Origin of the sequence: Variovorax gracilis (assembly GCF_030317115.1) — a bacterium.
Lineage (GTDB): Bacteria > Pseudomonadota > Gammaproteobacteria > Burkholderiales > Burkholderiaceae_C > Variovorax > Variovorax gracilis.
Genome location: NZ_JASZYF010000003.1, coordinates 163,217 through 182,057, shown reverse-complemented (window position 1 = coordinate 182,057; position 18,841 = coordinate 163,217). Strand labels below are relative to the sequence as shown.

Genomic DNA, 18,841 nt, shown 5'->3' with positions numbered 1-18,841 from the left:
TTCTTCACCATGACAGTTTTCGTACGAAGCGGCGGCCGCGCCGCCGATCAGTTGCGCCCGGTGCGCATCACCCGGGGCTTCACCATCCACGCGGAGGGCTCGGTGCTGATCGAGTTCGGCCAGACGCGCGTGCTGTGCACGGCATCGGTCGAGGACCGGGTGCCGCCGCACAAGCGCGGCAGCGGCGAGGGCTGGGTCACGGCCGAATACGGCATGCTCCCGCGCGCCACGCACACCCGCAGCGATCGCGAAGCGGCCCGCGGCAAGCAAAGCGGCCGGACGCAGGAAATCCAGCGCCTCATCGGGCGCTCGATGCGCGCCGTGTTCGACCTCGCGGCGCTGGGCGAGCGCACCATCCACCTCGACTGCGACGTGCTGCAGGCCGACGGCGGCACGCGCACCGCGGCCATCACCGGCGCCTTCGTGGCCGCGCAGGATGCGGTCAACAAGCTGCTGGCGGAAGGCAAGATTCCCGCGTCCCCCATCCGCGGCCATGTGGCAGCCATTTCGGTGGGCATCGTGCAGGGGACGCCGCTGCTCGATCTGGAATACACGGAAGACTCCGCTTGCGACACCGACATGAACGTCGTGATGACCGGTGCCGGCCACTTCGTCGAAGTGCAGGGCACGGCGGAAGGCGCGGCCTTCTCGCGCGACGAGATGAATTCGCTGCTGGCGCTCGCCGAAAAAGGCATCGCCGAGCTGACCGTCTTGCAGACACAAGCGCTTTCGAGCTGAAGACTGAAGAAGACGCGCATTCGCGCAAGCTGACGATGAAACTGGTCCTCGCCTCCAACAACCAAGGCAAGCTCGCGGAACTGCAGGCCCTGCTCGCGCCACTCGATGTCACGCTCGTGCGCCAATCCGAATTGGGTGTCGGCGAGGCCGAGGAGCCGCACCGCACCTTCGTCGAAAACGCGCTGGCCAAGGCGCGCCATGCGTCGGCGGTCACGGGGCTGCCGGCCATTGCGGATGATGCCGGGCTGTGCGTCGAAGCCTTTGGAGGGCTCCCCGGCGTCGACACGGCGTACTACGCCACGCAATTCGGCTACGAGAAGGGCGACGCAAACAACGTGCGCGCGTTGCTGGAGCAACTCGCCTTGAAGACCGATCGCCGCGCCGCCTTGGTCAGCACCCTGGTCGCGCTGCGCAGCGCCGACGACCCGGAGCCGCTGATCGCTGTCGGCCGCGTGGCTGGCGAGATCGCACGCGAGCCCGTGGGCGACAACGGCTTCGGCTTCGACCCCGTGATGTTCCTGCCGCAGTTTGGCAGGACTTTCGCGCAGTTGCCCGCCGACGTGAAGAATGCCAACAGCCATCGCGGCCAGGCGGCGCGTGCAATGCTGGCCCTGATGCGCGAGCGGTGGTCGTGAGCGTCGTCATTCCGATCTCGACGAGCGCCGAGGAGGCTTCCAACGGCGCGGCCGGCGCGAACGATGCGCTTCATCTGATGCGGCCCGGACCCTTGCAGTTGTCGGCGCTGCCGCCGCTGTCGCTGTACGTGCATCTCCCCTGGTGCCTGCGCAAATGCCCGTACTGCGACTTCAATTCACATGAATGGCGAGGCAGCGACGACGCGCTGCCCGAACAGCGCTATCTCGACGCACTGGTGGCCGACCTCGATGCTGCGCTCCCCTTGATCTGGGGCCGCACGGTGCACACCATCTTCATCGGCGGCGGCACGCCGAGCCTGTTTTCGCCGGCGTCCATCGACCGGCTCATCGGCGACCTCCGCGCACGGCTCAAGCTGGCCCCCGATTGCGAGATCACGCTGGAGGCCAATCCCGGCACCTTCGAGCGCGACCGCTTCCGCGCCTACCGTTCGGCTGGCGTCACGCGGCTGTCGGTCGGCGTCCAGAGCTTCAACGACGAGCACCTGAAGGCGCTCGGCCGCGTACACGACCGCGCGCAGGCCATCGCCGCGGTGGAGGAGGCGGCAGTCGCCTTCGACACCTTCAACCTCGACTTGATGTATGCGCTTCCCGGCCAGACGCTGGAAGGACTGGATGCCGACCTCGACCAAGCCTTGGCGTTGGCGCCGCCACATCTGTCGGTCTACCACCTCACGATCGAGCCCAACACCTATTTCGCCAAGTTCCCGCCCGTGGTGCCCGAGGACGATACGGCCTATGCCATGCTGGACCGCATCACGGAGCGCACAGCCGGGCACGGCTTGGGGCGCTACGAGATTTCGGCCTACGCTCGCGCCGGCCACCGGTGCGCGCACAATCTCAACTACTGGGAGTTCGGCGACTACCTGGGCATCGGCGCCGGCGCGCATAGCAAGCTCAGCTTTGCGCACCGCATCGTGCGACAGGTTCGCTTTCGGGAGCCGCGCCTCTATATGGACAACGCCATCGCCATGCAGGCCGTAGCGCAAAGCGACGATGTCGCCATCGCGGCGCTGCCCTTCGAATTCATGCTCAATGCCTTGCGGCTGAAGGACGGCTTCACGCTGGCGCAGTTCGGCGAGCGCACCGGCCTTGCCATCACCGCCATCCAGCGCGGCCTCGAAGAGGCTGAGCGCAAGGGCTTGATCGAACGGGATCTCGCGCGCGTCTGGCCGACGGCACGGGGGTACGATTTCTTGAGCGACCTGCAAGCCATCTTCCTTCCGGACACCTGAGCGACTTCAACAGCCATGGAAAACCTCGAATCTGTAGAGACCAAACGCCGTTCGCGCGGCCGGCCCAGCCCGGAGCAGGCCATCGCGCTGCGCGAGTCCTTTCTGGCCGCGGCGCTGGAGTCCTTCCTGGACAAGGGCTACGCCGCCACCAGCATCGAGGCCATCGCGCGCGAGGCGGGCGTAGCCAAGATCACCATCTACCGCCAGTTCGACAACAAGGAAGCCCTGTTCCGCGAGGTGGTGCACCGCGCGGTGAGCAGCGCTCGCGAGACGATGCAGGCGACCCTCGTGCAGCAGGATGCCGACGAGCGGCAAGTGCTGCTGGACCTGGTCGACCGCATGTACTTGAGTGCCACCGAGCCCAAGACGTTGGCGCTGCTGCGCCTCGTGATCGCCGAAGCGGTGCGCTTTCCGGAACTGGCCAAGTCGCTGTATGCGGAGAACAGCTATGTGCTTGCGCCGGTCGTGGAGTACCTGGCGAAGGCACACAAGGCGGGGACCTTGTATGTGCCGTCGCCTGAACTGGCAGCGGTGCAACTGTCGACCCTGGCCTTCGGTGGGGTGAGGTTCTTTATTTCGAAGCCCCTCGCCGGTCCGGAGGAGCGGCGCGCTTGGGCGGAAGGCATCGTTGATCTGGTGATGCGAGGATGGACGCCTGCGCCTGCAGACGCGTCCGAGAAACCGACTCCAGGCAACGACTAAAATCGCGACCCTGCCGCCATGCGCATGGAGGCAGCCCAGGAGAGTTGGGTGAGTGGTTTAAACCAGCAGTCTTGAAAACTGCCGACGGGCAACCGTCCGTGAGTTCGAATCTCACACTCTCCGCCAGCGATCGATTTTTCTCATCGAGGCTCGGGCAGTTCGATATTTCTCCCCATCCTTTGACCCGTCCGTCGGCGGTGAGACTGCGTGAGACTCAACGGCATGCCGGGCGACAACTTCTAGCCGCCAGTGCACGAAACCGGCGTGGCGCGCCCCACGGCCCACGACGTGCGGCCCTGATCGATCGTCATCGTTTGGCGTCCGTTCGAGAACGTGGTCCCCGACTTTCCGATTGCGGGAAGATCGATGGCGGCCGCTCCGTCAACGGAGACCGAGGCACTATCTCCCATCAAGCGCACAGCCAAGCGTGTCCCATCGCAAACGTAGCTACTGACTGGATAGGGATTGCCGACACCGATCGACGGACTTGGCGTCGGACCCTGGCAGGCCGCCAGTGTCCAGATGGCAAACGTGCCGACGATTGAACAAAGAACGCGTTGCACGTTGCCCCTCACAACGTCCGCCACGTCGTTCGATGGAGCGATGCTCATTTGCTGCGTAGATCGCACGAAGGGCTCCTCGATTTAGAAAGGGTGAACCCTACACACTCAGGCTAGCAGCGTCCAGTCACGCCAATTGACGTGGCATTGGAGAGCCCTAGCCCAAGGCCCCGACTTCCTAGAACCCGCGGCGCACCGCCGAGAAGGCACTCACCGCCGTTATCCAAGTGTGAGAGTCAGTGACCACTCGGGGAGGGAAAGGGAGGGGGAGATACGGATTGCCCGCCGAACTTCTTTGCCGATGACCGAATCGTGGCGGCGGGCCCGTCCGCCAAACCTTCGCCAAACATTCTCTCAGGCTCGACTGGGGCCGCGGTGCGATTTCTTTGGCGCTGGCGACAGCGAACCAACCTCGATCGTAATCCCGACCGATATCGCTTCATCATGCGGAAGCGCGTGTAACCGCAAGATCGCAAAACATTTCGCTGTGCAACGCCAACCCGACGACGCGCCAATTGTCCTGAACGATTAACTCGTTCGCCGCGCGGACAACTCCATAGTGAATGTTTGCGAAATGGTCAAATACCACGTAGTCATTGAAGATGATGATTCCGTCAGGCTTGAGTTTGCGCGCTGCGTTAATCGAATCAAGCTTGACGTCCGCATATTCATGACCGGCATCAATATAAATCAGATCGAAAGTCTCGTCAGGATACGCAGCAAGTGTCTCGTGACAATCCCCAACTTCATAAGTCATCACATCACCTTGCGCAGCGAACCTGTCTTTATAGAAATCTAGATGCGTCATCCCTTTAAGGAGGACAGAACTTGGCTCGCCCCAGATCAATGGACTCGCATGCAAATTGTATGTGTCGAACGCAACAAATCTTGATGGCCTGAACTTCTGGATCATGACATCGGTAAACGTCCCAAGCGCCACACCGACTTCGCCAATGATCGGATTCTCCCTCGGTAGTGACAGCCCTTCGATCATCGTGAATCGGTCAGAGAATAATTGGGCGCCGCGCAAATGCTCCTCAGTCAGTTTGGGCGGAGGTACGTACGCCATTTTTTGCTCGAACTCGCGAATAACTTTATCGCGACGCTCGATTTCATCCGCGGCTCGCTTTGCCTCACCGAGTGCGCGCTCAGTCTCCTCTCGTAGCTTGTTTTTCGCATCCTCCAGTGCATTATTTGCCGCAGCTTCTGATGCCGAGGCCGATGTGCGTTCGGCCTGTATCGCAGCTACCAGATCACGCTTCTCGCGTCGCAGTTGGTAGGCCCGAACAATACCATGAGGCATTAAAAATTTTGATATGTCTCTCAGATAATTGGCCATGACTTTGATGGACTCCTCGTGGGATATTAATGCTTATCACATGGAATTCGAGAATCGGTGCTTGATGCTTGGTATTAAATATCTTCAATGAGGGCGCAGGATGAGTCTCTGCCTGGAGATCGGTCTACTTCCTTGGTGCCGGCGCCCCTTGTGGCACCAGAGCACCGTTCGCCGGACCTGGAACAACTGGTGATGCCTCTTGACTGATGGACTTCTGCTTGTTCTCTACCTGCGCGGAACCGGATAGCCGCGACACATGCGCAGACGTAGCGATGATGAGCACGATCGCAAGCACTGGAATGTAGAACGACCACACGCCGAGGACTTTAACCTCGGCACGTGCGATGGACCTCCAGGGATTCGTACCCGGGCCGCCCGACAGGGTCTCGCAGATCAGGGGGCCGTCATAGGCGATTTCGCCTCGAAGCGCGCGTTCGATGCTGGCGACGCGATCTATGGACTCGCGTTTGGGCACCCGGATCATCAACTCCATGAAGAAGAATGCCAGGATCAGGACGCATCCGACTGCGAGAAAGGCCCAAACAAACAGCCTGGAGTTGTCGCCGCTGAAGAGTGCGGCTACCAAGCCTCCGAGCAGAACAAGCAACCAGCCACGGACTTGATATTCCTGCCCCTCATGGCGACCAATGATGGTCTGAAGCTGCTTGAACTCTTCAATAGCCACAAGCCTCTCGGCATCAGTCATTGCCAGATCCTTTGAACGTTCAGCATGGTACGGCGCTTGCGGGACTGAGGAATCCGCAGGTCGCCGGCGCGTCTGCGATGTCCCCAGTGACGCTCAAGCTCCCTCACGCTCAAAAGGACAAGCTGCAGCGCTTGGGTGGTGCGCCTTGATCCGAGAAAGGATCGGGGAACAACCGCTCCGGCGTCGCGCCGTCACTGCGCGCCCCGGCACGCCACGCTGGCCAGGCAAGGCTTCCCTAGCCGAACACTTCAGGATTTAATGGCCCTCCTTCGAATCCAGAGGGGACCGCTTCATGAACATCCGATATTGCAGTGCCGCATTGGCCCTTGGCTTCGTGACCTTGGCAGCCCAGGCCCAAGGCTTCCGCGTGACCAGCCCGGACCTGCACGACAGCCGCCCGATCGACAACAAGTTCGTCTTCAAGGGCTTCGGCTGTACCGGAGACAACGTCTCCCCGACCCTGCGCTGGAGCAACGCGCCACCCGGCACGAAGAGCTTCGCGCTGATGGTCCACGACCCCGACGCTCCCACAGGCGGCGCGGGCTTCTGGCACTGGATCGTCGTCGACATTCCCGCCACGGCAACCTCTCTCGAACAGGGCGCAGGCACAGCCGACGGCGCCAAGCTCCCTGCAGGCGCACGCCAGATCAACACCGATTTCGGCACTCCAGGCTGGGGTGGCCCGTGCCCGCCCGTCGGCGACAAGCCGCACCGGTATCACGCCACGCTCTACGCCCTCAAGGTCGAGAAGCTGGAGTTGCCGCCGAACGCGACGGCTTCACTGGCGGGCTTCGTGGTCAACGCCAACGCGATCGGCAAGTCCACCACGACCGGGACTTACGGAAGAAAGAAGTAGAGCCGCCCGCAGGGAAGCGACCAGGGACAATGGCGAATCCAACCTGCCGCAAGCCATGTCCAGTCCGCTCCCTACGCTTTCCCTTCTTGAAACCCGCGTCCTCGGCGTCCTTGCCGAGAAGCAGCGCACGGTGCCCGACAGCTATCCGCTGACGCTCAACGCCATCGTCTCGGGGTGCAACCAGAAGACAAGCCGCAATCCGATCCTCGAAGTGTCCGATGCCGAGGCGCAGGCCGTCATCGACAGCCTCAAGGGCTACAGCCTGGTGTCGGAGACGAGCGGCGGGCGCGCGTTCCGGTACGCGCACAACATCGACGGCGTGCTGCGGATCCCGTCGCAGTCGATCATCCTGTTGACGGTGCTGATGCTGCGCGGTCCGCAGACGGCCGGCGAGCTTCGCATCGCGTCCGATCGCATGCACAACTTCGCGGACATCTCCTCGGTCGAGGCTTTTCTCGACGAGTTGGCGAATCGGCCGGCAGGCGCACTGGTGGTCAAGCTGCCCCGCTTGCCTGGCGCGCGCGAGAGCCGTTGGGCCCACTTGCTGAGCGGGACGCCGGCCGAGGATGCATCCGTCCCCACTCTGCAGGCCAACGGCGACGTGTCGCTGGGCGAACTCGCAGCGCTCAAGGCCAATGTGGCGCGGCTCGAATCAGAGCTCGCGAGTTTGAAGGCGCTGGTCCATCGAATGGCTTCAGAGTTGGGCATCGCGAGCGATCAATAGGGGCACGAAAGCCCTGCCAGGTGTTGCGTATTGCCTGCATTCGGCTGGGAAAGCAGCGTGCAGGCGCCGGGCATCATGTCGCCGCCCTATATACTCCGCGCCGCTTGCAGCTTGTATCTATCGCTGCGCCGCCATCGGCAACATGGCGAAACTATCCTAAGGAAATTCTCTTGAACCGTATCGAACTGGTCGAAAAGATCGCCACCGCACACAACGTCAGCAAGGCAGAAGCCGCTCGCATCCTCGAAACCGTGACCGGCTCCATCGTCGCTGCAGTCAAGAAGGGCGACCCCGTCCAACTGATCGGCTTCGGAACCTTCAAGCAAGTGGCTCGCGCTGCTCGCACGGGCTTCAACCCCCAAGCCGGCGCCAAGATCAAGATCGCTGCACAGAAGGTGCCGAAGTTCGTGGCAGGTGCAGCCTTCAAGGCCGCCATCGACCCCAAGGCAGCCAAGCGCAAGGCCGAGAAGGCAGCGGCCAAGCCCGTCGCCAAGAAGGCTGCAGCACCTGCCAAGAAGGCCGCTGCACCCGCAAAGAAGGCAGCCAAGAAGTAAGCTGCTGCAGCCCAGGGCTGCGTCAATGAACAACGGCCCCTCGGGGCCGTTTTCTTTTTTTGGGATTGAAGAAGGTCAACGATCGCTTCGGCGCAGCAGCCGCAAGCCGTTGCCGACGACCAGCAGGCTGGCGCCCATGTCCGCGAACACGGCCATCCACATCGTCGCGGTGCCGAACACGGCGAGTACAAGGAACACGGCCTTGATGGCGAGCGCCAGGCTGATGTTCTGCCAGAGCACTGCGTGCGTGCGGCGCGACAGGCGGATCGTCTCGGCGATGCGGCCGAGGTTGTCATTCATGATCACGACGTCTGCCGCTTCCATGGCCGCGTCGGTCCCTGCGGCGCCCATGGCGAAGCCGATGTCTGCCTGCGCCAGCGCCGGGGCATCGTTGATGCCGTCGCCGGTCATCGCGGTCGCGCCATAGCGCTGGCGCATTTCCTTGATCGCGCTGAGCTTGTCTTCCGGCAGCAATCCACCGCGTGCATCGCCGATGCCGGCCTCGCGCGCGACGGACCTCGCGGTGGCGTCGTTGTCGCCGGTCAGCATCACAGGTGCCACGCCGAGGCGCTTGAGCTCGGATATCGCTTCGATGGAGCTGGCCTTGATCGTGTCGGCGACCACGAAGAGGCCGAGTACACCACCGTCGTTCGCGAGCAGGGTCACAGTGCGGCCCTGCGATTCGTGCGCCGCGAGTTCCGCCTCGAGGCGGGGCTCGGCCTGCTGGCGTTCCTGAATGAGCCGATGGTTTCCGAGCACGAGGCGCTGCCCGCCGATCACGCCCTCGACCCCACGACCGGGCAGTGCCTTGAATTCATGAACGTCGATCGCATCGCTCTCCAGGCGCGTTGCGATCGCCTGGGAGACCGGGTGATCGGATCGTGTCGCGAGGCCTCTGGCGAAACGCCGGACCTCAGCCTCGTCGGCATTGCCCCAAGGCTGGAACGCGACCAGCCTGGGCTTGCCCTCGGTGATGGTGCCGGTCTTGTCCAGCGCGACGGCCTTGAGCAGGCGCGCATCTTCGAGATAGGTGCCCCCCTTGATCAGGATGCCGCGCCGCGCGGCCGAGGCGAGGCCGCTCACGACGGTGACCGGCGTCGAAATGACCAGCGCACAGGGGCATGCGATCACCAGGAGCACCAGCGCCCTGTAGATCGCCTCGAGCCAGGGCCAGCCGATGAAGAGCGGGGGCAGCACAGCGACGGCCACGGCCACCGCAAACACGGCCGGCGTGTAGACCGCCGCAAAGCGATCGACGAAGCGCTGCGTGGGCGCGCGCGTGCCTTGCGCTTCCTCGACCGCGTGGATGATGCGCGCCAGCGTCGTGTCATCGGCAGCGGCAGTGACGCGAAACTCGATCTCGCCGACTTCGTTGATCGTGCCTGCGAACACGGTGTCGCCGGGACCCTTGTCGACGGGGATGCTCTCCCCGGTCACCGGTGCCTGGTTGATGGTGCTGTTGCCCTTGGTGATGACGCCGTCCAGCGCCACCCGTTCGCCGGGCTTGATGCGTGCGATGGCACCCGGAGCGATCTCCGCGGCCCGGACGCGCGCCCAGCGGCCGTCGGCCTGCTGCACATCCGCATCCGCCGGCGCGAGGTCGACGAGGCCCTTGATCGCATTGCGCGCGCGATCCACGGCGCGAGCCTCGATCAGTTCGGCAATCGCATAGAGCGCCATCACCATCGCCGCTTCGGGCCACTGGCCGATCAGGAACGCGCCAGTGACCGCCACCGACATGAGCGCGTTGATGTTGAGCCGTGCGTGCCGCAGGGCCTTCAGGCCCTTCGTGTAGGTTTCGAGGCCGGCGAGCCCGATCGCAGCGGCAGCGACCGCCATTCCGACCGCCTTCCACGCCAGCGTATCCGGTGCGAAGAAGGAAATGCCTTCTGCCGCAACCGCCAGCCCGAGCGCGGCTGCGAAGCGCGCGTAGCCGTTGCCAGGAGCATGGTCGTGTCCGTGACCGTCGTCGGTGTTCGCGGCGCTTGTCCCCGAGATGGCTTCAGGCGCGAAACCCGCCTTCCGAATGGCCTCCAGGGCTCGCAGGACGGCATCTGCAGGGCCGTCGATCCTCAGCGTCCGTTGCCCCAACTGGAAATGCATTGCGCGGATGCCCGCGATCGGCTCGACGGCGCGCCGGATCTCCGACTCCTCGGCGCTGCAATCCATGGTGGAAATGCGAAAGGTGTTGGCCTCGACCCGCCCGATCGATATGGGTTCGGCGCAATGGTCGGCCGCACAGCAGGCTGAATGGCCGGCGGCATGCGGGCCAGCTTCGGGCGCACGCAGTGCAACGATCGGGGTCTCGGGGGTGCTTCTTGCCATGGACCCATTGGAAACCCTGAAGTGACTACAAGGTCAAGCGCAGGCGGAAACACGCTTGATGCAAGCCGAACCCTGTGGCAATCTGCAGCGCCGTCGACCGACCCCGCCCGCCTGGCCGGGACTCGACGCAGGAGGTCCGAATGCCAACCGTCACGATGATCGTCAATGGCGCGTCGCGGAACATCGACGCCTGGGACCCCGACATGCCCTTGCTCTACGCGCTGCGCAACGACCTGGGCCTGCACGCGGCCAAGTTCGGATGCGGACTCGGGCAATGCGGTGCCTGCACCGTGCTGATCGACGGGGCGCCCGTGCGATCGTGCACCGTACGCGTCGGTGATGCGGGCGGGCGGCGCGTCGTCACGGCGGAAGGGCTTGGCACACCCGACAAGCCGCATCCCGTGCAGGCCGCCTTCATCGCCGAGCAGGCTGCGCAATGCGGCTACTGCACCAACGGCATGGTGATGAGTTCGGTGGCGCTGCTTCAACGCGTGCCCAGGCCCAGTCGCGAACAGGCCCAACAGGCACTCGCCGGCAACCTGTGCCGATGCGGCTCGCACGACCGCGTGCTGCGCGCCGTGGAACGCGCGGCCGGCGTCAAGAGGGCCTGATCATGACGACGCAGCATCTCGAAGAAGCTTCCGCCTGCAGGTTGACCCGGCGTGCCTTGCTCGAAGCCGGTGCGCTGGTCGTCGGATTCAGCCTGTTCCCGGCGAAGTCGGCGCTGGCGCAAGCCGCCGGGCCCTCCACCGCCGCCCAGCGCGCGCTGGCGCTCGACCAGGTCGATTCTTTTCTTGCCATTCGCGGCGACGGTTCGGTCGTCGTCTATTCCGGCAAGGTCGACCTGGGCACCGGCCATCGAATCGCCATGCGCCAGATGGTGGGCGAGGAACTCGGCGTTCCGGTCGAGCGCATCGAACTGATCGAAGGCGACACGGCGTTGACGCCCAACCAAGGCCCGACGGCCGGCAGCAGCGGCGTGATGCGGGGGGGCGTCGAATTGAGGCAGGCCGCCGCGACGGCGCGCGAGGCGCTGGTCGCGATGGCGGGCCAGAAGCTGCAGGTGCCCGCAGATCAGCTCAGGCTGGTCGACGGCGCGGTCCGAGCGGCGGACGGCCGCAGCGTCGCGGTTCCGGTGCTCGTGGGTGGCCGCAGCTTCGACGTCAAGATGAACCCCAAGGCGCCGTTGAAGCGCCCGGCCGACTATGTTCTGGTCGGCCGCCCCTTGCCGCGCCCCGACGTGCCGGCCAAGGCAACCGGACGCCACATCTACGTGCATGACCTCGTGGTGCCCGGCATGCTGCACGGCCGCGTCGTGCGGCCGCCCTCCGTGGGCGCGCGGGTCATCGCGGTTGACGAGTCGTCCGTCGCGCGCTTGCCGGGCGTGCGCGTGGTGCGAATTGCGGATTTCGTCGGCGTGGTCAGTCCCGACGAATGGGCCGCGGTGCGAGCGGCGCGGGAACTCAAGGTCCAGTGGACCGACAGCGCACAGTTGATCGGCCATGGCGCCCTGGCCGACTGGGCGCGCAGCGGCCCCTTCGTCGCCGAGGAAGTCATCGCGACCAAGGGCGACGCGCAGCGCGTGGCCGCCCTGCGTGATGCGCCCGACGTACTGCGCGCGACCTATTCGTGGCCCATCCAGTCGCACGGCTCCATCGGCCCGTCGTGCGCGGTGGCCGATGTGCGGCCCGATGGCGGCACGGTGTGGACGGCGTCGCAGGCGAGCCACCGCTTTCTGAACGTCTTTGCCGCCATGGTCGACCTGCCGCGCGACAAGCTGCGCGTCATCTACCTCGATGGGGCCGGCTGCTACGGCATGAACGGGCACGACGACGCGGCCGCCGACGCGGTGCTGCTGTCCAAGGCGGTCGGCAAGCCGGTGCGTGTCCAGTGGAGCCGGCAGGACGAACTGGGCTGGGACCCGAAGGGCCCGCCGCAACTGCTCGACATCAAGGCCACGCAGATGCCGGACGGACGCATCGACGCGTGGGAAACGGACATGTGGGTGCCACGCGCCACCGCCAACCTGGAGTGGATTCCGCTGCTCTCTCCGCTCGCGGCGGGCATGAAACAGCCGGTCGGGCAGGCGACGGGACTGGTGTCGCAGAACGGCGATCCGCCCTACGCCGCGAATGCGGTGAAAGTGTCGGCTCACTGGCTGGGCCCGGCGCCGCTGCGGCCGTCGAACATCCGCGCACCGGGCAAGGTCGCGAACTGCTTTGCAGTGGAAAGCTTCGTCGATGAACTGGCCGCCAAGGCGCAGGTGGATCCGGTGGCCTTCCGGTTGCGCGACATGTCGAATCCGCGGGGCGCCGAAGTGATCCGGCGCATGGCGCAGATGGCTGGCTGGCAGGCAAGGCCTTCGCCCGTAGCGTCACCGGCCAAGGGCAAGGTCGTGGTGGGGCGGGGCATGGCCTACATCCACTACAAGAACAACGAGACCTTCGTCGCCATGGCGATGGACGTGGAGGTCGACCGCGCGACCGGCGAGATCGCCGTGCGCCGCGTCTGCTGTGCTCACGACTGCGGGCTGATGATCAATCCCGACGCCGTGCGCGCGCAGGTCGAAGGCAACATCCTCCAGACGCTTTCGCGCACCTTGTACGAGGAGACCACCTTCGACCGGTCGCGTGTCACCAGCGTCGACTGGGCGAGCTACCCGCTGCTGCGCTTCCCGGCGGTGCCGCGGCTGGAGATTGCGCTGATCGATCGTCGCGACGAACCGCCGCTGGGCGCGGGCGAAGCCGCGTCCAGCCCGGTGCCGGCGGCCCTGGCGAACGCGGTGTTCGACGCGACCGGGGTGCGTTTGCGCAGCGTGCCTTTCACCAGCGACAAGCTGAAGGCGCTGCTTGCCTGAACTCGCCCCTCAGGCGTTCTGGAAGTCGTTGCTGTGCAGGCAGATGGCGACGTTCGGGTTTTCTCGAAAACGCACCGTGGCCATGGCGTCGATCGAATCGGCGTTGCGTGCATAGGTTTGCACCAATTCGGAATCCCCACCTTCGGGCGCGTGGAAGCGGGTGTGGAGCGCTTCCTCGTCGATGCGGGCGATGATCCGGGCGCCGTCGAACCCGTCGGGATAGATGGCGAACTGGACGCTGCCAGTCGCGGCGTGGAAGATTGCTTCTGAGGCCATGGTCGTGCGTGCGGTTCGGTTCGGTTCGGACAGTGTCCCGCTTCCTTGAAAACGAAAGCATCCGTCCGACGATGTATGCCCCACTGCAAGATGTGGACCATTTCACGGAAATGACGCTCGCCCCCAGGTTTACGCACCTCGTGTAGCCGCCTGCCCCCGCCGGGGGCAATACCGGCGGACCGGCGGACCGGCGGAGCCGGTTCCGCGGTGTTTTCCGGACTGGCTTGCCGGCTCTTTACGCGGTCGTGAGCATGCCGCGTTCTTCGATGAAGGAGACGACCTCGGCCAGGCCGGCGCGGGTCTTGAGGTTGGTCATCACGAAGGGGCGCTGCTTGCGCATGCGCTTGGTGTCCGCCTCCATGACGCCCAGGTCTGCACCGACATAGGGCGCCAGGTCGGTCTTGTTGATGACGAACAGGTCGCTCTTGGTGATGCCGGGGCCGCCTTTGCGGGGGATCTTCTCGCCGGCGGCCACGTCGATCACGTAGATCGTGAGGTCCGACAACTCGGGACTGAAGGTCGCCGCCAGGTTGTCGCCGCCGGACTCGACGAACACCACGTCCGCATCCGGGAACTGGACCAGCATGCGGTCGATCGCTTCGAGGTTGATCGACGCGTCCTCGCGGATCGCGGTGTGCGGGCAGCCACCCGTTTCCACACCCATGATGCGCTCGGCCGGCAGCGCGCCGGCCACCGTCAGGAGGCGTTGGTCTTCCTTGGTGTAGATGTCGTTGGTGATGGCGACGAGGTCGTACTTGTCGCGCATCGTCTTGCAGAGCATTTCCAGCAGCGTGGTCTTCCCGGACCCGACGGGGCCGCCGATGCCGACGCGCAGAGGCGGCAGTTTCTTGGTGCGGTGGGCGATGTGGTGGAGGGCGGAGGACATACGTGCTGACGTGCTTAGCTTCTGAAGAGACGCGAATACTGGGTTTCGTGCCGGGAAGACAGGATGGCGAGCATCGGCGAGAAAGCCTGCCGGTCGTCATCCGTGAGTGTGATCGCAAGATCGACCGCCGTGGGGATTTCCGCGGCCAGCCGCCCCAGCATGCGCTGGCCGGCGCTCTGGCCCAGCGGCACCGCCTTGACCGCGGCGCCGATCATGTTTTCGGCCCAGCCGAAAGCAAAGGCGAGGCATGCATCGCGCACCGCCGCCTCGGTGCGGCTTGCCGCGAAGGCGAAAGCGATCGGGTAGCTCGCGGGAAGGGCTTCGAACACCGTTGCCGCATCGTCGTGATGCAGCTTGAGCCATTCGACGAAGGAGCGGCCCATCTGCTCGGTCTGCAAGAGGAATTCGGCGGATTCGCGCGTCTGGAAGACCCAGGCGTTGAGCGTGCGGACGCGCGGCATGTCGCCGCTGCGCCAGGCGGGAATCGCTTGCGCCAGGACGGCGAGGTCGGCGCGCGCAAGGCTCAGATTCAGCTGGTGGACGAGCCAATCCGACGCGGCCTGCTCGGTGCCGAGCCCGGCCCATTCGATGCCGGCCTCCAGCCCTTCGGAATAGGAGAAGCCGCCCACGGGCAGCGCCGGCGATGCGAGCCAGATCAGTTGAAGGAAACTCGCCGCGGGCAGGGCGGCCGGCGCGTCATCCATCAATGCGAATGGCCGTGCGAGTGGTCATGGCCGTGATCGTCATGCGCCTGCGAACCGGCGTAGGCATCGGGATGCAGCACCGGCCCGACCGGCGCCACGCCGTGCGAATGCCCATGTCCTGCGCCATGAGCGCCATAGGCGCCGCCTTCGGGCTCGAAGGCTTCATCGGCTTCGCGCACGATCAGGTGCATCGAACGCAGCATGCCGGCCAGCACATGGTCGGGTTCGATCTTCAGGTGATCGGGCTTGAGCTCGATCGGCACGTGGCGGTTGCCGAGGTGGTAGGCCGCGCGCATCAAGTCGAAGGGCGTTCCGTGTTCGCTGCAATGCGTGATGACCAGCACCGGCTGGCGCGCCGCGATCACCTTGATCAGCGAACCGTCCTCGGCGACCAGCACATCGCCGCCCCGCACGGCCGTACCCCGCGGCAGGAACACGCCGATCTGGCGGCCCTGTGAATCGGTGGTGTCGAAGCGGCTTTTCTGGCGGACGTCCCAATCGAGTTCGATCGTGGCGGCGCGCTTGAGCAGGACGGGCGCGAGGCCGCCCCCCTGGGGCATGAGTTTGTTGGCGGTGAGCATGGGAGGCAGGTTGTTCGGTGAATGCGGATTGTCGATCCGCCTGCATCATCGAACCTAGAAAAGGAAATACCGCTGCGTCATCGGCAACGAGATCGCCGGATCGCAGGTCAGGAGTTGCCCATCGGCACGCACGGCGTAGGTCTGCGCATCGATTTCCATCCTGGGCGTGAACGCGTTGTGCACCATGTGCTGCTTGCGCACGCCGCGGATGTTCTTCACCGCGCTGAGATTCTTGGCGAGCCCGTAGCGCCTGCCGATGTCCGCTGCCAGCCCCGCTTGCGAAACGAAGGTCAGCGAGCCCTTTGCCAGCGAGCCGCCATAGGCACCGAACATCGGCCGGTAGTGCACCGGCTGCGGCGTCGGGATCGATGCGTTCGGGTCGCCCATGGCGGCCATCGCGATGCTGCCGCCCTTGATGATCGTGAACGGCTTGACGCCGAAGAAGGCCGGCTTCCACACCACCAGGTCGGCCCACTTGCCGACCTCGATGCTGCCCACTTCGTGCGCGATGCCGTGCGAGATCGCGGGATTGATCGTGTACTTGGCGACGTAGCGCTTGGCGCGGAAGTTGTCGTTGCGCGACTCGTCTTCCGGGAGCTTGCCGCGCTGCGCCTTCATCTTGTGAGCCGTCTGCCAGCAACGGATGATCACCTCGCCCACGCGGCCCATGGCCTGGCTGTCGGAGCTGAACATGCTGATGGCACCCATGTCGTGCAGGATGTCCTCGGCCGCGATCGTTTCCTTGCGGATGCGGCTTTCGGCAAAGGCCAGGTCCTCGGGGATGCCGGCATCGAGGTGGTGGCACACCATGAGCATGTCGACGTGCTCGTCGAGCGTGTTCACCGTGTAGGGCATCGTCGGATTGGTCGACGAAGGCAGGAAGTTCGCCTCGCCCACCACGCGCAGGATGTCCGGTGCGTGGCCGCCGCCCGCGCCTTCGGTGTGGAAGGCGCAGATCGCGCGGCCCTTCACGGCCGCAATCGTGTTCTCGACGAAGCCCGATTCGTTCAGCGTGTCGCTGTGGATCGCGACCTGCGTGTCGGTCGCGTCGGCCACGTCCAGGCAGTTGCTGATCGCGGCCGGGGTGGTGCCCCAGTCCTCGTGGAGCTTGAGGCCGATCACCCCCGCATCGATCTGCTCGTGCAGCGCCGCCGGCAGGCTCGCGTTCCCCTTGCCCAGAAAGCCGAGGTTCATCGGGAATGCATCCGCCGCCTGCAGCATCCGCTCGATGTGCCACGGTCCCGGCGTCGCGGTGGTGGCGAAGGTGCCGGTGGCCGGGCCGGTGCCGCCGCCGAGCATGGTCGTCACGCCCGAGGCCAGCGCTTCCTCGATCTGCTGCGGGCAGATGAAGTGGATGTGGCTGTCGATGCCGCCCGCTGTGACGATGTTGCCTTCGCAACTGATCACTTCGGTGCCCGCACCGATGACGATGTCCACGCCGGACTGCACGTCCGGGTTGCCGGCCTTGCCGATCGCGACGATGCGGCCGTCCTTCAAGCCGATGTCGGCTTTCACGATGCCCCAGTGGTCGAGGATCAGCGCGTTGGTCATCACCGTGTCCACGGTGCCTTCCGCGCGTGTGCGCTGGCCCTGCGCCATGCCATCGCGGATGGTCTTGCCGCCGCCGAACTTGACTTCCTCCCCGTAGCCGCCGGCATGGAGCGTGTAGTCCTCCTCGACCTCGATCACCAGGTCGGTGTCGGCGAGGCGGATGCGGTCGCCCACCGTGGGACCGAAGATTTCCGCATAGGCGCGGCGGCCGATCGTTGCCATCTAGAGTTTTCCTTGAACCAGGCCGCGGAAGCCGTAGACCACGCGGTCACCGGCGAAGTCCACGAGTTCGACGGTCCGTTGTTGCCCGGGCTCGAAGCGCACGGCCGTGCCCGATGCGATGTTCAGGCGCATGCCGCGCGCGGCCTCGCGGTCGAAGCCCAGCGCGCCGTTGGTCTCTGCGAAGTGGTAGTGCGAGCCGACCTGGATCGGCCGGTCGGCCGTGTTCTGGACCACCAGCGTCAGCGTGCGGCGCCCGGGGTTGAGGACGTGCTCGCCCTCATCGGTGATGAGTTCGCCGGGAATCATCGGCGCTCCCTCAGGCCAGGCTGCCGAGGAGGGCGACGCCGAACATCGCCACGGCCGCGCCCGCGAGGCGGGGCAGCCAGCGATGGCCATGCCGCAGCGACCAGCCGATCGCGATGCCGGCACCATGCAGCAGCACGGTGGCGGCGAGCATGCCCGCCAGCGTCAGCGCGGCCGTGGATTCACCGGCCAGCTCCTGGCCGTGCGCGATGCCGTGGAACACGGCAAAGACGCCGACCAGCGCCGCGGCGGCGGGCGCCGGCAGCCGGCGTTGCGTGAGGACCAGCAGGCCGAGCACCAGCAGCGACGCGGCAATCATGGGCTCGACTGCCGGCAGTTGCATGCCCGCCAAGCCAGCCACGGCGCCGACCATCAGCATGACGGCGAAGCCCAGAGGAGCCCACAGCAGGTCGGGCCAGGCGCGGCGCGCCGTGAGCGCGCTCCACAAGCCCACGGCGACCATCGCCGCCAGGTGGTCGGCGCCGGTCAGCGGATGGAGAAGGCCGGCGACGAAGCCGTGGTGGTGCCCGCCGTCGACGCCGGTGTGGGCGCTGGCGACCAGCGGCAAGGCGGCCGCGATCAGCGTCGCAAAGGCAAGGCGATAAGTGCGCATCGATAGGTCTCCTGAGAAAGCAATGGGTTGGGTGCCGGCGAGGCAAGTCAATCGCGGGAACGCCGCGGAGCCGGTCTCGCCGGGCCGCCGGCGTTGCCCCCTGCACGGAGGGGTGCGGCCACACGAAGTGGGCAAGCCTGGGGGTGCGTCATGGTATCGGTTGGTGCACGGTAACCAGCTTGGTGCCATCCGGGAAAGTGGCTTCGACCTGGATGTCCGGGATCATCTCCGGAATGCCGTCCATCACATCCGAGCGCGTGAGCACGGCGCGGCCTTCGCTCATGAGGGCGGCCACGCTCTTGCCATCGCGCGCGCCCTCCATCACCGCCGCCGAGATCAGTGCGATCGCTTCGGGGTAGTTGAGCTTCAGGCCCCGTGCGCGGCGGCGCTCGGCCAGCAGCGCCGCCGTGAAGATCAGCAGCTTGTCTTTTTCTCGCGGTGTCAGTTCCATGGCAA

Annotated in this window: 20 protein-coding genes and 1 tRNA gene; 10 read left to right on the top strand and 11 right to left on the bottom strand. The window is 65.4% G+C overall.

What is annotated here, in order from left to right:
- Positions 1-9: 9 nt before the first annotated feature.
- The 5 genes from rph (at position 10) to QTH97_RS08705 (ending at position 3,454) form a co-directional block, all read left to right on the top strand.
- Complete coding sequence (rph, locus tag QTH97_RS08725) at positions 10-738, top strand: ribonuclease PH (protein WP_286567735.1); 729 nt, start codon at positions 10-12, stop codon at positions 736-738.
- Positions 739-773: 35 nt separating this feature from the next.
- Positions 774-1,373 (top strand): RdgB/HAM1 family non-canonical purine NTP pyrophosphatase, encoded by a 600-nt coding sequence (gene rdgB / locus QTH97_RS08720; protein WP_286567734.1) that lies wholly within the window; start codon positions 774-776, stop codon positions 1,371-1,373.
- Positions 1,370-2,626 carry a radical SAM family heme chaperone HemW gene (gene hemW, locus QTH97_RS08715; protein WP_444813404.1) on the top strand — a complete coding sequence of 419 codons (1,257 nt, stop codon included), beginning with the start codon at positions 1,370-1,372 and terminating at the stop codon, positions 2,624-2,626. The genes rdgB and hemW overlap by 4 nt, the downstream gene beginning before the upstream one ends.
- Positions 2,627-2,641: 15 nt before the next feature.
- Positions 2,642-3,328 carry a TetR/AcrR family transcriptional regulator gene (locus tag QTH97_RS08710; protein ID WP_286567733.1) on the top strand — a complete coding sequence of 229 codons (687 nt, stop codon included), beginning with the start codon at positions 2,642-2,644 and terminating at the stop codon, positions 3,326-3,328.
- Between the two features lie 38 nt (positions 3,329-3,366).
- Positions 3,367-3,454: transfer RNA gene (locus QTH97_RS08705), tRNA-Ser, on the top strand.
- 876 nt (positions 3,455-4,330) lie between these two features.
- Here the strand turns inward: QTH97_RS08705 and QTH97_RS08700 are convergent.
- On the bottom strand, positions 4,331-5,227 hold the full coding sequence (locus QTH97_RS08700; RefSeq protein WP_286567732.1) for a class I SAM-dependent methyltransferase: 897 nt from the start codon (positions 5,225-5,227) through the stop codon (positions 4,331-4,333).
- 124 nt (positions 5,228-5,351) lie between these two features.
- Positions 5,352-5,933, bottom strand: coding sequence for a hypothetical protein (locus QTH97_RS08695; protein ID WP_286567731.1), 582 nt, complete (start codon positions 5,931-5,933; stop codon positions 5,352-5,354).
- A 292-nt stretch (positions 5,934-6,225) separates the two neighbouring features.
- Between QTH97_RS08695 and QTH97_RS08690 the strand changes: the two genes are divergently transcribed.
- From QTH97_RS08690 to QTH97_RS08680, 3 genes are all read left to right on the top strand, one after another.
- Entirely contained in the window at positions 6,226-6,789 is a 564-nt protein-coding gene (locus tag QTH97_RS08690) for a YbhB/YbcL family Raf kinase inhibitor-like protein (protein WP_286567730.1), read from the top strand.
- Between the two features lie 55 nt (positions 6,790-6,844).
- Entirely contained in the window at positions 6,845-7,513 is a 669-nt protein-coding gene (locus QTH97_RS08685; RefSeq protein ID WP_286567729.1) for a YceH family protein, read from the top strand.
- 170 nt (positions 7,514-7,683) lie between these two features.
- Positions 7,684-8,067 carry an HU family DNA-binding protein gene (locus QTH97_RS08680; protein WP_286567728.1) on the top strand — a complete coding sequence of 128 codons (384 nt, stop codon included), beginning with the start codon at positions 7,684-7,686 and terminating at the stop codon, positions 8,065-8,067.
- 75 nt (positions 8,068-8,142) lie between these two features.
- Here the strand turns inward: QTH97_RS08680 and QTH97_RS08675 are convergent, their stop codons facing one another.
- Positions 8,143-10,392: a heavy metal translocating P-type ATPase gene (locus tag QTH97_RS08675; RefSeq protein ID WP_286567727.1), complete on the bottom strand. Its 2,250-nt coding sequence runs from the start codon at positions 10,390-10,392 to the stop codon at positions 8,143-8,145.
- Between the two features lie 140 nt (positions 10,393-10,532).
- Here QTH97_RS08675 and QTH97_RS08670 point away from each other — a divergent pair, with 140 nt between their 5' ends.
- Both QTH97_RS08670 and QTH97_RS08665 read left to right on the top strand, forming a co-directional pair.
- Positions 10,533-11,003 carry a (2Fe-2S)-binding protein gene (locus QTH97_RS08670; protein WP_286567726.1) on the top strand — a complete coding sequence of 157 codons (471 nt, stop codon included), beginning with the start codon at positions 10,533-10,535 and terminating at the stop codon, positions 11,001-11,003.
- Between the two features lie 2 nt (positions 11,004-11,005).
- Positions 11,006-13,249 carry a xanthine dehydrogenase family protein molybdopterin-binding subunit gene (locus QTH97_RS08665; RefSeq protein WP_286567725.1) on the top strand — a complete coding sequence of 748 codons (2,244 nt, stop codon included), beginning with the start codon at positions 11,006-11,008 and terminating at the stop codon, positions 13,247-13,249.
- Positions 13,250-13,258: 9 nt separating this feature from the next.
- On the opposite strand, the gene QTH97_RS08660 is transcribed toward QTH97_RS08665, so the two are convergent.
- From QTH97_RS08660 to QTH97_RS08625, 8 genes are all read right to left on the bottom strand, one after another.
- Positions 13,259-13,525, bottom strand: coding sequence for a hypothetical protein (locus QTH97_RS08660; RefSeq protein ID WP_286567724.1), 267 nt, complete (start codon positions 13,523-13,525; stop codon positions 13,259-13,261).
- A 235-nt stretch (positions 13,526-13,760) separates the two neighbouring features.
- Positions 13,761-14,411 (bottom strand): urease accessory protein UreG, encoded by a 651-nt coding sequence (gene ureG, locus QTH97_RS08655; RefSeq protein ID WP_286567723.1) that lies wholly within the window; start codon positions 14,409-14,411, stop codon positions 13,761-13,763.
- Positions 14,412-14,425: 14 nt separating this feature from the next.
- The gene (locus QTH97_RS08650; protein ID WP_286567722.1) at positions 14,426-15,115 is read right to left on the bottom strand and encodes an urease accessory protein UreF; all 690 of its coding nucleotides are present in this window, start codon (positions 15,113-15,115) and stop codon (positions 14,426-14,428) included.
- Positions 15,115-15,696 carry an urease accessory protein UreE gene (ureE, locus tag QTH97_RS08645; protein ID WP_286567721.1) on the bottom strand — a complete coding sequence of 194 codons (582 nt, stop codon included), beginning with the start codon at positions 15,694-15,696 and terminating at the stop codon, positions 15,115-15,117. Before ureE ends, QTH97_RS08650 begins: the two co-directional genes overlap by 1 nt.
- A 54-nt stretch (positions 15,697-15,750) precedes the next feature.
- The gene (ureC, locus tag QTH97_RS08640) at positions 15,751-17,469 is read right to left on the bottom strand and encodes an urease subunit alpha (RefSeq protein WP_286567720.1); all 1,719 of its coding nucleotides are present in this window, start codon (positions 17,467-17,469) and stop codon (positions 15,751-15,753) included.
- Positions 17,470-17,775, bottom strand: a complete 306-nt coding sequence (locus QTH97_RS08635) for an urease subunit beta (protein WP_286567719.1) — start codon at positions 17,773-17,775, stop codon at positions 17,470-17,472.
- 10 nt (positions 17,776-17,785) lie between these two features.
- The gene (locus tag QTH97_RS08630) at positions 17,786-18,385 is read right to left on the bottom strand and encodes a HupE/UreJ family protein (RefSeq protein ID WP_286567718.1); all 600 of its coding nucleotides are present in this window, start codon (positions 18,383-18,385) and stop codon (positions 17,786-17,788) included.
- Between the two features lie 148 nt (positions 18,386-18,533).
- Positions 18,534-18,836 carry an urease subunit gamma gene (locus QTH97_RS08625; RefSeq protein WP_286567717.1) on the bottom strand — a complete coding sequence of 101 codons (303 nt, stop codon included), beginning with the start codon at positions 18,834-18,836 and terminating at the stop codon, positions 18,534-18,536.
- Between the last annotated feature and the right edge of the window lie 5 nt (positions 18,837-18,841).

Coding starts and splice junctions, on each gene's coding strand:
- QTH97_RS08660 (WP_286567724.1), bottom strand. CDS start 13,525: ATGGCCTCAGAAGCAATCTTCCACGCCGCGACTGGCAGCGTCCAGTTC.
- rdgB (WP_286567734.1), top strand. CDS start 774: ATGAAACTGGTCCTCGCCTCCAACAACCAAGGCAAGCTCGCGGAACTG.
- rph (WP_286567735.1), top strand. CDS start 10: ATGACAGTTTTCGTACGAAGCGGCGGCCGCGCCGCCGATCAGTTGCGC.
- ureE (WP_286567721.1), bottom strand. CDS start 15,696: ATGCTCACCGCCAACAAACTCATGCCCCAGGGGGGCGGCCTCGCGCCC.
- QTH97_RS08650 (WP_286567722.1), bottom strand. CDS start 15,115: ATGGATGACGCGCCGGCCGCCCTGCCCGCGGCGAGTTTCCTTCAACTG.
- QTH97_RS08635 (WP_286567719.1), bottom strand. CDS start 17,775: ATGATTCCCGGCGAACTCATCACCGATGAGGGCGAGCACGTCCTCAAC.
- QTH97_RS08625 (WP_286567717.1), bottom strand. CDS start 18,836: ATGGAACTGACACCGCGAGAAAAAGACAAGCTGCTGATCTTCACGGCG.
- QTH97_RS08630 (WP_286567718.1), bottom strand. CDS start 18,385: ATGCGCACTTATCGCCTTGCCTTTGCGACGCTGATCGCGGCCGCCTTG.
- QTH97_RS08695 (WP_286567731.1), bottom strand. CDS start 5,933: ATGACTGATGCCGAGAGGCTTGTGGCTATTGAAGAGTTCAAGCAGCTT.
- QTH97_RS08700 (WP_286567732.1), bottom strand. CDS start 5,227: ATGGCCAATTATCTGAGAGACATATCAAAATTTTTAATGCCTCATGGT.
- QTH97_RS08685 (WP_286567729.1), top strand. CDS start 6,845: ATGTCCAGTCCGCTCCCTACGCTTTCCCTTCTTGAAACCCGCGTCCTC.
- ureC (WP_286567720.1), bottom strand. CDS start 17,469: ATGGCAACGATCGGCCGCCGCGCCTATGCGGAAATCTTCGGTCCCACG.
- QTH97_RS08690 (WP_286567730.1), top strand. CDS start 6,226: ATGAACATCCGATATTGCAGTGCCGCATTGGCCCTTGGCTTCGTGACC.
- QTH97_RS08675 (WP_286567727.1), bottom strand. CDS start 10,392: ATGGCAAGAAGCACCCCCGAGACCCCGATCGTTGCACTGCGTGCGCCC.
- QTH97_RS08665 (WP_286567725.1), top strand. CDS start 11,006: ATGACGACGCAGCATCTCGAAGAAGCTTCCGCCTGCAGGTTGACCCGG.
- QTH97_RS08670 (WP_286567726.1), top strand. CDS start 10,533: ATGCCAACCGTCACGATGATCGTCAATGGCGCGTCGCGGAACATCGAC.
- QTH97_RS08710 (WP_286567733.1), top strand. CDS start 2,642: ATGGAAAACCTCGAATCTGTAGAGACCAAACGCCGTTCGCGCGGCCGG.
- ureG (WP_286567723.1), bottom strand. CDS start 14,411: ATGTCCTCCGCCCTCCACCACATCGCCCACCGCACCAAGAAACTGCCG.